The organism is Geobacillus thermopakistaniensis (genome assembly GCF_000498995.1).
Classification (GTDB): domain Bacteria; phylum Bacillota; class Bacilli; order Bacillales; family Anoxybacillaceae; genus Geobacillus; species Geobacillus thermoleovorans.
Genome location: NZ_AYSF01000064.1, coordinates 1 through 13,163, shown reverse-complemented (window position 1 = coordinate 13,163; position 13,163 = coordinate 1). Strand labels below are relative to the sequence as shown.

Here is a 13,163-nt window from a genome sequence, read left to right as displayed (position 1 = left end):
ATCGATATTTTTATGCATCCCCCTTTCATCCTATTGATTCGACAAAATCTTCTATATATTATTGAAAATAGACAAATAAAAAAAGGAGAATCGTCTATGAACAAATTGACGAAACGGCGCCGGGCAAAACAGGCGTTAAAAAAAGTAACAGCAACGGCGGAAGCACTGCGGCGGTCCATCGACCGAACGCGCCCGCTTGAAGAGCAGCTCGACCGCATCCGCGCCTTGTTGGATGAACAGCTTGGCCATGATGAATATTTTGTTCTTGTCGATGAAAACGGATACGGACTCGTTCATACGAACCGCCTCCGCGAGGGAAGGGTGTTTGCCGACCCGGTCGGGCTGGCTGCCGCCCGCACGAACGAGCCGCTCTTGCAAGTGTACGAACGCGATACAGGCGAAGTGTTGATTGACGCCAGTTGCCCGCTTTGGACGGAGCCGGGCGGAAGGCGGATCAATTTGCGGATGGGGCGGCTCATGCACCGTCCGTATTTGCAATGGGCGTTAGCAAGCATCGCCATCGCGCCCGCAGCCGTTGGGCTGGCCGCTTCCATCGCAGGGGCGCCGCCCGTTTTTGCCGCGCTGTGCGCCGCTGCGGTTGGGCTTGGGCTTGGCGCCGCCTGGCATCGGGCCATTGCCGCCCAGCTTCGCCATTGGTACAGCGTCACCCGCACTGTCTCCTCGGGTCAATTGCGGACAGAAGTGAAAACGACGGGAAAACGGGATGAATTTCATCAAATCGCCTACGAAATCAACAAAATGATTCTCGGCATCCGCACGATCATCAATGAGCTTGGCAAAGCGGCCAAAACGGTGCATGATGTCAGCCATGAGCAACAAATGGAAATGCGCCGCCTCTCTGAATCGTTTGACGAAATCGCCGCTGCTGTTGAAACGTTCCGCGAAGGGGCGAAACAACAAACGACCGCTGTCGAACAAGCGGGTGACGTCATCGGGCAGATGGTGGAACGCGTGCAACTCATGCGGGCCGCCGTTGAACGCGTCGTACGGCAAGCGGGCGACGCTTGGTCGTCAGCAGCAGAAGGCATCCGCCTCATTGAGGAAACGAAAACAAACATGGACGCGATGCAGCGCGGCATCGGCGAAATGACTGCCCTCATCGACAAAGCAGCCAATGAAGCAGCGCGCGTTCATGAGATGATCGCCGCCATTCGCACGATCGCCAAACAAACGAACTTGCTCGCCCTAAACGCCTCGATCGAAGCGGCGCGGGCCGGTGAAGCGGGCCGCGGTTTTTCGATCGTCGCCGAAGAAGTCCGAAAGCTCGCTGAAGATACAAACGCGTTCGCCGCTGAAATTTTTGCTTCGCTCGACGCCATGACGAACGCGCTCAAAGAAACGGTGCAAGCTGTACAAGGAAGCGGCCTCCGCGTTGAAACAACGAAAGACTCTCTTTGGAAAACAGGGGAAACGTTCACATCGTTTCAAGGCATGTTCGCCCAACTGAACGACTTGCTTCAGCAAAACGAAGCGTATGTTAACGCCATCACCGCCGATGGCGAGCAGCTCGGCGGACTGATGGAAGACGTACGCACCGTCGCCGCCGATTTTTCAAATATGGTGCAAGAAACGGCGGCTGGACTTGAGCAACAAACGCTCGCCCTTCACCAGCTGGCTCGGGAAGCCGACACGTTGGCTGCAGCAGCGCGCGATTTAGAAAAAATGATCGCCCGCTTCCACTCATAACGAAACGAAGCCCTTTCGTCCCCCTTCACCAAAAAACTTTGGGGAACGAAAGGGCTCATTTACCGGCGCGGCAGCTGCCGGCGCCAAAGAAGCCACAACAGCACAAGACTCATATAACCAAACAGCGGATAGATGAATGACAGCAGCTCCCCGTAATGAAACGGGCTGACCGCCGCAAACAGCAAAACGAGCAGCACGCCCAGCCATTTCCCGCCAAGCGGCGCCCAAACGCGCACTTGACGTGCGAGCCCAAACATGCCGCCGATGACCGATGTAAAAATTTCTCCGTAAATGACGACGACATAAAGCCAATACAACACAGTAAAAAACGTATGAACGACTTCGGCCATTGGAATATCATAATCGTCCTTGTGTGGAAACGACAGCAGCACCATATGGTTCAACAGCAGCAAAACCGTCAACACCATTCCGCCTAACATCGCTCCGCGCCTCACCGCTCGCTCATCGGTCGCTTCGCGGGCGATGGGGACAAGCACCGCTTGGGCCATCGCCAAGTTAAAGGCCGCATAGGAAAACGGGGACAACATCGCCTTGAGGGAATAGTCCACCGCAGCCATGTCCGGACGGCACAAATCGCCAGCCACGATTGTTTTCACAAAGGCGATGGCGCTGAACAGCACCATCATCGGCGCGACGAACACGTTGACGCCAAACAGCCCTTTGCGGTCAAACAACATGACAAGAAGCGCCAAACCGAGCGTCAGCGTGACGCCCGCCTGCCTCGGCCAGCCGATCTGCTCTTCAAACACCGCACCCGCCCCGGCGATCATCACCGCCGTCACCCCCGCGATCATCACCGTCATCACAAGCGTCACAAACGGACTCAACATTCTTCCGAACAAATAGCGATTCAATTCATCATAGGACGCGGCTCCAATGCGGCGCGCCATCACCATCAGGCGCGCGCCGCCCCATGTGAACAAAACGCCGCTGACCGCCACCCCGATCGTCCCAGCCATTCCGTAGCGGGTAAAAAATTCAATAATTTCCCTGCCAGTCGCAAATCCCGCTCCAATCACCGTGCCGACGTAAACAGCGGCGATTTGCCATGCTTCCGACCATTCCGCTTTCTTCTTCACTGACTGCCCTCTCCTTCTCCTTGTCCGTTGCTTTACTTCCATATATATGTCCGCAGCGGACAAGAAAGACGAGTAGAAAAAAAGGATGCCTCCCTCGGCATCCTTCGTTACTGAACCGTCACTTGTTCGACTTGATGTTCGTGCAGCCCGCCGCTTCCTTCGACGTGCACTTTCACCGAATACGTTCCTTTGTTGGCAAACGTGGCCATTGCTTCGTATTCGCCGTTTCCTTTTTCATCTGCATCCACAAATTCATGCTTATTGTCCGCCTGCCAAATCTCAAAGCGAACGGTGGCGTTCGTAAACGGCTTCCCATCTTTGGTGAGGTGAACGGTCAATGCCGCCGGTTTTCCGGCTTCGAACGAACGGGACGACAGCGAAATGGCGACGGCGCCATGATGATTTTCTTCAGCACTGCCTTGGGAATTTTCGCGCGCACCGTCGGCCGTCGCCGCCTGTTCCGGGTTGCCGGCGACAATATCTTTTTTCGGCATGTTATGCATATCGCGCGCCGTCACATGGGCGACGACCGAATATGTTCCCGCTTGGGTAAATGTTTTTTCCACCGAGTAGCGGCCATCGCCGTCATGCTTCGCTTCAAGCATTTCCCGCTCGCTGCTTCCGTGTTTCCATACTTCAAACTTGACTTCGCTCGCATCGTCCACTTTTTCACCGCCGTACGTCACGACGCAGGCGAGCTTGGTCGGTTTGTTCAAATCGATGTGATCCGGAACATCCATTTTCACTTCAAGCACGGCCGGCGTCTCGGCTTGCTTGTTGTGATTTGTACAAGCAGCCATGATCATCATCCCCAAAAGTACAACAGCAAACGCGAAACCAACATGTCTTCTCATCTTCACCTTTCTCCTTTTTCCTTCAAATTCATGATCATCGTCAGCACCAAAGACGGAGTCTTTTCCGCCTCTTTTTCTGTTTTTCACTTTATCATAGCTTTGCCGCACCTACATTAGTATTCACCATTTTTTCAAAAACATTTCATCGTTATCACAATTTTTTTGTACAAAACACTTGAAAGTCAAAAAAGGTCAAAGTATAATAAAGTCAGAAAGTCAAAGAAAGTCAAAGTCAAAACCTGAATAATGGAAAAGGGGGTATGCTTCATGCGCTGCCAAGCATGCCAACAACGTGAAGCAACGGTGTTTGTCAACTTGCAATGGAACGGTGAAAAACAACAACTTCACCTGTGCCATGAATGCTATGAAAAACAAAAACAACAATTGTCGATTCCGATGATGAACTTCGGCTTTTCGCCGTTTTCCTTTGATGACTTCTTTACTAGCCCGTTCACAGCCGCCAACGCGGGGATGAGCTCGCCAGAAACGATGGCGAAACGCCCGCAAAGCCATAGCGGCGGATTTTTGGATCAGTTTGGCCGCAACTTGACGCAAATGGCCAAAGCGGGCTTGATCGATCCGGTCATCGGCCGCGACAAAGAAATTGCGCGCGTCATGGAAATTTTAAACCGCCGCAACAAAAACAACCCGGTGTTGATCGGGGAGCCGGGCGTCGGGAAAACGGCCATCGTTGAAGGGCTGGCGCTGAAAATTGCCGAAGGGCAAGTGCCAGAAAAACTGTTGAACAAAGAAGTGTACTTGCTTGACGTCGCTTCGCTTGTTGCCAACACCGGCATCCGCGGCCAGTTTGAAGAGCGGATGAAACGGCTCATCGCCGAACTGCAAGAGCGGAAAAACATCATCTTGTTCATTGACGAAATCCATCTGCTCGTCGGTGCTGGAGCCGCTGAAGGCTCGATGGACGCGGGCAACATTTTAAAACCGGCGCTTGCCCGCGGCGAGCTGCAAGTCGTTGGGGCGACGACACTCAAAGAATACCGGCAAATTGAAAAAGACGCGGCTCTTGAGCGCCGCTTCCAACCGGTCATCGTCCACGAGCCGACCGTTGAGGAAGCGATCGCCATCTTAAAAGGCATTCAGCCAAAATATGAACAATTCCATCATGTCCGCTATACGGACGAGGCGATCGAAGCGTGCGTGAAATTGTCGCACCGCTACATTCAAGACCGCTTCCTCCCGGACAAGGCGATCGACTTGCTTGACGAGGCCGGCTCGAAAGCGAACTTGCGCCTCGGCCCGACCGATGAAAAGCAACTGCAAGAGCGATTGATCCAAATCGCGAAAGAAAAAGAACAAGCGGCGAAAGAGGAAAACTATGAACTGGCGGCGAAACTGCGCGCTGAAGAGCTGAAGCTTGAGAAACAACTCGAGCAAGGCGTCACCCAAGAACGCCCAACAGTCGATGTGGCGGACATCGAGCAAATCATTGCCGAGAAAACCGGCATCCCGGTCGGCAAACTGCAAGCCGATGAAAAAGAAAAAATGAAACATCTCGAAGAAAACTTGGCGAAAAAAGTGATCGGCCAAGCGGAAGCGGTGAAAAAAGTCGCCAAAGCGATCCGCCGCAGCCGCGCCGGCTTGAAAGCGAAACACCGCCCGATCGGTTCGTTCTTGTTCGTCGGCCCGACCGGCGTCGGGAAAACGGAGCTCGCCAAAACGCTCGCTGAAGAGCTGTTTGGCACAAAAGACGCCATGATTCGCCTCGATATGAGCGAATACATGGAGAAACATTCGGTCTCGAAGCTGATCGGTTCGCCGCCGGGCTATGTCGGCTTTGAAGAAGCCGGACAGCTGACGGAAAAAGTGCGCCGCAATCCGTACAGCATCATCTTGCTCGACGAGATTGAAAAAGCGCACCCGGATGTACAGCACATCTTCCTGCAAATTTTGGAAGACGGCCGCTTAACCGACAGCCAAGGCCGCACCGTCAGCTTCAAAGACACCGTCATCATCGCGACAAGCAACGCCGGCGTGACCGACAAAAAAATCACCGTCGGCTTTGAAAAACAAAGCGGTGGCGCATCAAGCGTGCTCGACTCCTTGAACGCTTACTTCAAGCCGGAATTTTTGAACCGCTTCGACGCCATCATCGAGTTCAAGCCGCTTGAAAAAGCGCACTTGCTTCAAATCGTCGACTTGATGCTTGCCGAGGTCAAAACGGCAATGCGCGAACAAGGCATCGAACTCGAAGTGACGGAAGCGGCGAAAGAAAAACTGGCCGAACTCGGCTACCATCCGGCCTTCGGCGCCCGCCCGCTCCGCCGCGTCATCCAAGAGCATGTCGAAGACAACATCGCCGACTGCCTGCTTGACGCGGATCAATCGGTGCGTGCGATCCGTATCGATGTCAAGGACAATGCCATTGTGGCGGAAATCGCCTAATTGTGGCTTAACGACCAACGCGCACACCTATATCATCCATCACCCGAATGACTCGAACATCGCCCCATCCCGTTTTCGGGGTGAGGAAGTGTTTTAGGGAAGAGCAGCAAAAAGAGCCGCCCCGAAGTTTGTATGTAAGGAGGAAATGAATCAATCAGCCCCTGCTTCTTTCGCTCAGAGGGATTGGCGCATCATCGCCATCCCTTTTTCTTTTTCCATCTTTTCGCCAAGAACAATAAGATTTTGCTATAATGAAGAAAAACGCAAGGGGGTATCGCGATTGCCAAACGAAATGGAGACGATCATCATTCAGACGCTCCGCCCGGCTCTTCACCCGTTCGTCATCTACCTGTTCGGTTCAGCCGCCCGTGGGGCGATGCGCCCGGACAGTGATGTCGATATCGCCTTTGTCAGCGACGGCGAACCGCATGATCCGTATGAGCTGTTTCGGCTCGCGGGGCATTTGGCTGACAAGTTAGGGCGAGATGTCGATCTTGTCGATTTGCGCCAAGCCAGCACCGTGTTTCAAGCGCAAGTCGTCTCGACGGGAAAAGCCATTGATTGCCGCGACGAGCGGAAACGGGCTGAGTTCGAAATGAAAACATTGAAAATGTATGTGAAACTAAACGAAGAGAGAGCACCGGTGTTAAAACAAATTACGGAAAGCGGGAGCATATATGAAAAGTGATGTCATTTTAAACAAGATCAGCGTGATCGAACGCTGCCTGAAACGAATTCGTGAAGAATATAACGGCGATCCAAAAAATTTACAAAATTACACAAAACAAGATTCGATCGTTCTGAATTTACAGCGGGCGTGCGAGGCATGCATCGATTTGGCCATGCATATTGTGGCCGAGCAGAAATTCGGATTGCCGCAGCATAGCCGCGATGCATTCGCTCTCCTCGAAGAACATGGGGTCATCTCCCCTTCCATAAGCAAAAAGATGAAGGCGATGGTCGGATTCCGCAACATCGCCGTTCACGACTATCAACAACTGAACCTTGGCATCTTGCAAGCCATCGTCGAACACCATCTTGATGATTTCAAACAATTTACGAAAGCCATCCTCGATTATGCTAAGAAAAACAGCTAGGCCGGCTTCAGTGCGGAAGCCGGCCGGTTAGCGCCGCAGACCGTTCATCAACACGTGAATCGTCCGCTCCATTTCCGCCTCATCGTCCCAATTGTGGTCAGGCAAAAGGAGAAAGCGGGCGGCCAAAAAGCCGGCGAGCGATGTGATCGTCAAGCGGATGACCGAATCAACCGGCAGCTCGGCCAACTCCCCTTTCTCTTGAAAATGGCGGACAATGCGGGCGAATTTTGGATACACGTGCTCTGTAAACACGCGTTGAAAGCACTGTTTAATCTCGGAATGAAAGGCGAGCTCCTGCCAAAGCACACGAATCGCTGGCAAATACTTTTTCACAAAGGCGTAGCGATTGGAAAACACCGCGCGCAAAAACTGTTCGTACGTCTCATATTCGTTGTCAAACACTTCACGGACAAACTCTTTCGCCAAAAACGGGGCGACGGACTGAAACAATGTCGGCGTGACGATCGCCAACAATAAGTCTTTTTTCGTCTTATAGTGGCGGAAGATCGTGCCTTCCGCCACCCCGGCCTTTTTGGCGATTTCACTCGTGGAAGTCGCCGCATAGCCTTTTTCGGCAAACATTTCCACTGCGGCTTCCAAAATTTTCAGCTGCTTTTCACTGAACTGCCCTTCCTTGCCGCCGATTTGCAGCAGCTCTTGAATCCATGGATGCTCACTCATGGCTATACTCCTTACAGCTTGCGGTATTTTTTCAGCGCTACTACATTTAATAGCATAAACAGCAACGTAAAGCCAAGCAGCACGTACACATCCACGGCGATGGCGCCAAAGCCCTCTCCCCGCACCATAATATCGCGCAGCGCATCCGCCCCGTAGGTGAGCGGCATGATGACGCTCAGCGAGCGAAGCCATTCTTCCATCGTGTCAAGATTGAACAAGCCGGAGAAAAACACTTGCGGCACGACGACAAGCGGGATAAACTGCACCATTTGCAGCTCGTTGTTGGCGAACGCCGACAGCAGCATCCCAAGCGCAAGCGCCGTCATCGCCAACAAAAACGTAATGAGCAGCACATACCCGAACGAACCTTCCATCATCATGTCGAGCACATCAATGGCAAACCATGAAATTAAGCTTGCCTGAATCGTCGTAAACAATCCGAACCCGATCATGTAGCCGGCGACCATTTCCCAGCGCCTGAGCGGCGTCGCCATCAGCCGCTCGAGCGTCCCGTTCGTCCGCTCGCGCAAAAATGACACTCCAGCAATCAAAAAGACAAAAAAGAAGACGAAAAAGCCGATCAGCACGGGGCCGAAATAATCAAATGACGCCATGTCGCTTGATCCGTGCCAATACGTTGTTTTCAGCTGAAACGGGGGCTTGGGCGCCATGGACTGAAACGCCTTTTGCACCGCGGCCATCACCGCCTGATTGGCCGTCGGGTCGCTTCCTTCCAGCGTAAGGTGCGGAGCGCTTCCGCTCATGTCAAGCCACGCGTCAATGTCTTGATCGTCCAGCTGCTTTCGCGCTTGTTTTGCTGACAGCTCTTTCACGTTCGCTCCTGCTTCTTTCAACTTGTCAACAACCACCTCAGGCACGTGTTCGCTGACGGCAATGGCTGGTTTGTATTCTTCGCCATTAAACACCAAATCCATTAACAACAAGACGAACATCGGCGCGACAATCATGAGCGCCAGCGTGCGCTTGTCGCGGAAAAACTGGCGGATGATGCGGACGACAATGGCCAACACTCTCATCGACGGACACCTCCAAACGTCAAAAACGCTTGCTCAATCGTTTCCGCGCCTGCTTCCTGTTTCAATTCATCCGGGCGGCCGACGGCGATCAGACGGCCTTCGCGAATCATGCCAAGCCGCCCGCACTTTTCCGCTTCATCCATCACATGGGTCGTGACGACAATGGTTGTGCCGCGCTGGCGAATCCGCTCAAGCTCCGCCCAAATCGATTGGCGCAGCACCGGATCGATGCCGACCGTCGGCTCATCCAAAATAAGCACGTCCGGTTCATGAAGCAAGGCGATCGCCAGCGACAACCGACGCTTCATCCCTCCTGAATATTGGTGCACCGGCTTTTTTCGATCATTCGTTAAGTTGACAAGCGCCAACATGTCATCGATCCGCTCTTTTTGTTTTTTCCCTCGCAACCCGTAGATGGAAGCAAAAAATTGCATGTTCTCCAGCGCAGTCAATTCTCCGTACAGGGCATCCGACTGGGCCATAAAGCCGATCCGCTTCATGGCGCCAAGATTGGGCATATTCACGCCGAGCACGCGAATCGTCCCTTCGCTCGCCGCATCAATGCCGGCGATCATGCGCACCAACGTCGTTTTTCCTGCACCCGACGGGCCGAGCAGACCGAAAATTTCTCCCGCGCGGACATCCAACGACACATCGTGGATGACTACTTTTTTTCCAAACCGCTTGGAGACACGCTCGACTTGAATACATGGATTGGCGGTCATTGCTTTTCTCCCCTTTGCATAGTAGTGAGTAATCACTCATATATAGTATAAAAAGATAAACCTTTTTGTGAAGTGAGTAATCACTCACAAAATACATTTTTTAAGCTGCCGACGGTTCGGCAGTCCACCTACTGTTCCATCAATTGGACGTCTCGCCAGCCGTAGCACCACTCCCATAATGCTTTTCCACCGATTTCCACCCTTTCCTCGGCCAGTTTTTCACCGCCAAGCCGTTCGTAAAAACCGCGTGACGGATTGTCGGCAAGCACCCAGACGACCAGCGAATGAATGCCTTTTTGCGCCAAATGGCGGATCAACGCTTGAACGAGTTGCCGGCCGAGCCCTTTTCCTTGCACCTCTTTAAGCAAATAAATCGCATACAGCTCCCCGTCATACTTCGCTATCAGACCGTCGGCTGCCCGATTTGGTCCGCCGGAGACGAATCCAACGACGCGTCCGTTTTCCTCGGCGACAAACACGGAATGGTCCGATTGGCTGAGCACCTTCTCCCATAACGTTTGTTTTTCTCCCACTGCCAACGTCTCCAAGTACGCGTCCGGCACGATGCCGCTGTACGTCGTCTTCCAACTTTCGACGTGGACCGAAGCGATGGCCAGTGCGTCGACCCATGTGGCTTTACGGATCATCGTTTTCCCCCTTTTCCCCAGTTTGATAGAAGTTTTCAAATTGAACGCTCTCCCACCTACGCTTGAGCTTTGAGGTGAGAGATTGTTGGAAACACCCGCCCCACAGCAGGCTGTCAACCAAGCCATCCCCGCCCAACACGTGGAAGTGGGGGTCTTCTCGGCGCGAGATGATAAAGAAAAGCAGGGCGGTGCTGTTCCCGCCCGCCTTCTTTGCTTCTTTTTACAAGGCTTTGTCATCGACGCTGTCCAACCACCGCTCGATATGGCCGACGACCGAAGCGACCGCCCCGTCAGCAAACGGCGACTTTAGGTTGGCGCTTTTGACGAGCTCAGTAAACGGCCGGCTGCCGCCCAATCGGCAAAGCGCCACATAGTCGCGCCAGGCTGATTCCCGGTCTTCCTGCGCCCGCTTCCAAAACTGGAACGCGCACACTTGCGCCAATGTATAATCAATGTAATAAAACGGGTCGGTGTAAATGTGCCCTTGCCGCTGCCAAAATCCGCCGCGCTCAAGGTAGTCATGGCCGGCGTAGTCTCTTGTCGGCAAATACGCTTTTTCGATGTTGCGCCAGACACTCTTCCGCTCAGCCGGCGTCATATCCGGGTTCTCGTAGACAGCGTGCTGAAATTCATCGACTGCAACGCCGTACGGCAAAAACAAAAGTGCGTCGCTCAAATGGGCGAACCGGTATTTGTCGGCGTCTTCGCCGAAAAAGAGCTCCATCCACGGCCATGTGAAAAATTCCATGCTCATCGAATGGATTTCACACGCCTCAAGCGTCGGCCAGTTGTATTCCGGAATGTCGTAATGGCGGCTCTCATACACTTGGAACGCATGCCCAGCTTCATGGGTGAGCACATCAATGTCGCCGGACGTTCCGGTAAAGTTCGAGAAAATAAACGGCGCCTTATAGTCATCGATATAGGTGCAATAGCCGCCGCCCGCCTTTCCTTTTTTGGCGACGAGGTCCATCAATTCATGTTCGACCATATAGCGGAAAAACTCTCCTGTTTCCGGCGACAGCTCTTCATACATGCGCCGGCCGTTGTCAACAATCCAAGCGGCGTCCCCTTTTGGCGCCGGGTTGCCGCTCGGAAACATGAACGGCTCATCATAATACGTAAGCCGGTCGACCTGAATCCGCTGCCGCTGGCGCTCGCGCAGCTTTGCTGCGAGTGGGACGATGTGCGTTTTCACTTGCCGGCGGTAGCCTGCGACCATATCGGCATTGTAATCGGTCCGGCCTAAACGGGCATAGCCGAGTTCCACAAAGTTTTGGAAACCGAGCTTGCGGGCGATCGCCGTGCGGACGTGGACAAGCTCATCATACAATTCATCGAGTTCTTTTTCATAGTCCATGAAAAACGAAAATCGTGCCTCACTCGCCCGTTGGCGCATCGCGCGGTCCGGCGACTCAACAAACGGCTGCAGCTGGGCAAGCGTCCGCTCTTCCCCTTCAAACATGATTTTCGCCGATGCGATGAGCTTCGTATATTCGCTTGCCAGCTTGTTTTCTTTTTGCAAGTCCTCTACAATCGCCGGTGCGTATGTTTTCAGCTGTGTTTCGGCCAACGCAAACAGCTGTTTCCCCCACACTTGTTCCAATTCAGCGCGGAACGGCGAGGAAACAAGCGCGCGGTAATAATCGTTGACAAGCCCCTTGACGATCGGCTCCGTTTCATCGAAAAAGTCTTGTTCTTTCTTATAGAACTCATCGTTTGTATCGATCGTATGGCGAATATGGCAAAGGTTCGCCATCGTGCTGTAGCGGCGGCGCAGCTCATTGATCCGCTTCATCGCCTCGTGTTGCAAGGCGGCGCTCCCCGCACGGCGGAACGAATCAAGCGCTTCTTGAAACGATGCCTGCAATTGAGTGATGTCCGGCCGCTCATAACGAAACTCAGAAAACTTCATGCTCATCCCCTTCTTTTTTTCACGGAATATGATGATGGGAAAAGATCCATCCCCAGTGAAATGAACCTTTTCCATGTTTCACTGACCAATTGTATATTCGTCGAACTTCAAAAATATCCTCCTTTTCCAACCCCTTAAATACACTTCCATTTTACCCCACACAAACAATACGAAGCAATGATCATGTCTGGTATGTAGAGGAGAGTGTCCATGAAAATCCAACGTCTTGACTCACTCTTCCAACCAAAAGATATTGACGGTTTTTGTCGAATTGGGTAATATAATGTCGGCAACCATATACCCCCTCTCCACTTTAATGGGATAGAGGTTGCGGTGAACAAAAGTAGCGCTGCCGAGGCTCGGAGCGGTCCATGACGCAGCGGGAAAGGGTTCACCGCCGAAGTTTGCGGCGCGCTCCGGCGGCGCAAGCTGGGCCTGCGGCCGAACAGGTGCAGGACTGCCATCGCCTACGGCGGTGGAGCGCTATCGCCATTCAGTTGGATGCGAACCGATCATGCACCCGCTGAAAAGGCGCGGGTGCTTTCTTTTATTTTTGCTTATTTTCAAGGAAGGAGCGTTTTCATCTTGGACAATCAGCGAAAACTTGGAATTTGGGTATTAACGGCGCTCGTCGTTGGCAATATGGTTGGTTCCGGCATTTTTATGCTGCCGCGCTCGTTGGCGGAGGCGGCGAGCCCCATCGGCGTGATGCTCGCCTGGCTGCTGACCGGAGCCGGCGTTCTAATGACGGCGCTTGTTTTCGGCGACTTGGCAATCCGCAAGCCCGACTTAGGCGGCGGACCGCAAATTTACGCGAAGGAGCTGTTTCCGAAAGGCTCCAATCTCTCGATTTTATCTTAATTAGGCGAGAAGACTCCCACTTCAACGAAGCGAAGCGGAGTAAGTGGGAGATGAATCGCCTTAACTATATTTTGCTGAAAATAGGATAGATTCAGTAAAATATAGTATAATATAGTTAGATGGGAGGTGAAAAAAT

Annotated in this window: 11 protein-coding genes, 1 pseudogene and 1 riboswitch; of the genes and pseudogenes, 5 read left to right on the top strand and 7 right to left on the bottom strand. The window is 52.9% G+C overall.

Annotated features, from left to right (window positions below):
• The first annotated feature begins 96 nt into the window (after positions 1 to 96).
• Entirely contained in the window at positions 97 to 1,707 is a 1,611-nt protein-coding gene (locus tag T260_RS126375; RefSeq protein WP_011230472.1) for a methyl-accepting chemotaxis protein, read from the top strand.
• 59 nt (positions 1,708 to 1,766) lie between these two features.
• Here the strand turns inward: T260_RS126375 and T260_RS126380 are convergent, their stop codons facing one another.
• Together T260_RS126380 and T260_RS126385 are read right to left on the bottom strand one after the other, a co-directional pair.
• Positions 1,767 to 2,807, bottom strand: a complete 1,041-nt coding sequence (locus T260_RS126380) for a YkvI family membrane protein (RefSeq protein WP_023634222.1) — start codon at positions 2,805 to 2,807, stop codon at positions 1,767 to 1,769.
• 107 nt (positions 2,808 to 2,914) lie between these two features.
• Positions 2,915 to 3,661 (bottom strand): FixH family protein, encoded by a 747-nt coding sequence (locus tag T260_RS126385; protein ID WP_025039183.1) that lies wholly within the window; start codon positions 3,659 to 3,661, stop codon positions 2,915 to 2,917.
• A 267-nt stretch (positions 3,662 to 3,928) separates the two neighbouring features.
• On the opposite strand from T260_RS126385, the gene T260_RS126390 reads away from it, so the two are divergent.
• From T260_RS126390 to hepT, 3 genes are all read left to right on the top strand, one after another.
• Entirely contained in the window at positions 3,929 to 6,064 is a 2,136-nt protein-coding gene (locus T260_RS126390; RefSeq protein ID WP_023634221.1) for an ATP-dependent Clp protease ATP-binding subunit, read from the top strand.
• Positions 6,065 to 6,356: 292 nt separating this feature from the next.
• Positions 6,357 to 6,752, top strand: coding sequence for a type VII toxin-antitoxin system MntA family adenylyltransferase antitoxin (gene mntA, locus T260_RS126395; RefSeq protein WP_031212949.1), 396 nt, complete (start codon positions 6,357 to 6,359; stop codon positions 6,750 to 6,752).
• Complete coding sequence (gene hepT / locus T260_RS126400; protein WP_014195290.1) at positions 6,742 to 7,161, top strand: type VII toxin-antitoxin system HepT family RNase toxin; 420 nt, start codon at positions 6,742 to 6,744, stop codon at positions 7,159 to 7,161. The genes mntA and hepT overlap by 11 nt, the downstream gene beginning before the upstream one ends.
• 27 nt (positions 7,162 to 7,188) lie before the next feature.
• Here hepT and T260_RS126405 read toward each other — a convergent pair whose 3' ends face one another.
• The 5 genes from T260_RS126405 to T260_RS126425 all read right to left on the bottom strand — a co-directional run bounded on the left by T260_RS126405 (position 7,189) and on the right by T260_RS126425 (position 12,166).
• Entirely contained in the window at positions 7,189 to 7,842 is a 654-nt protein-coding gene (locus T260_RS126405; protein ID WP_023634219.1) for a TetR/AcrR family transcriptional regulator, read from the bottom strand.
• Between the two features lie 11 nt (positions 7,843 to 7,853).
• Positions 7,854 to 8,879 (bottom strand): ABC transporter permease, encoded by a 1,026-nt coding sequence (locus T260_RS126410; protein ID WP_023634218.1) that lies wholly within the window; start codon positions 8,877 to 8,879, stop codon positions 7,854 to 7,856.
• A complete protein-coding gene (locus T260_RS126415; protein WP_023634217.1) occupies positions 8,876 to 9,604 on the bottom strand; it encodes an ABC transporter ATP-binding protein in 729 nt (242 codons plus the stop codon). Before T260_RS126415 ends, T260_RS126410 begins: the two co-directional genes overlap by 4 nt.
• A gap of 128 nt (positions 9,605 to 9,732) precedes the next feature.
• Entirely contained in the window at positions 9,733 to 10,251 is a 519-nt protein-coding gene (locus tag T260_RS126420; RefSeq protein ID WP_011230465.1) for a GNAT family N-acetyltransferase, read from the bottom strand.
• 220 nt (positions 10,252 to 10,471) lie between these two features.
• A complete protein-coding gene (locus T260_RS126425; RefSeq protein ID WP_011230464.1) occupies positions 10,472 to 12,166 on the bottom strand; it encodes a M3 family oligoendopeptidase in 1,695 nt (564 codons plus the stop codon).
• A gap of 314 nt (positions 12,167 to 12,480) precedes the next feature.
• Positions 12,481 to 12,660: riboswitch (Lysine riboswitch) on the top strand.
• Positions 12,661 to 12,751: 91 nt separating this feature from the next.
• On the opposite strand from T260_RS126425, the pseudogene T260_RS126430 reads away from it, so the two are divergent.
• A pseudogene (locus T260_RS126430) lies at positions 12,752 to 13,024 on the top strand (amino acid permease); the annotation flags it as partial.
• Positions 13,025 to 13,163: the final 139 nt, after the last annotated feature.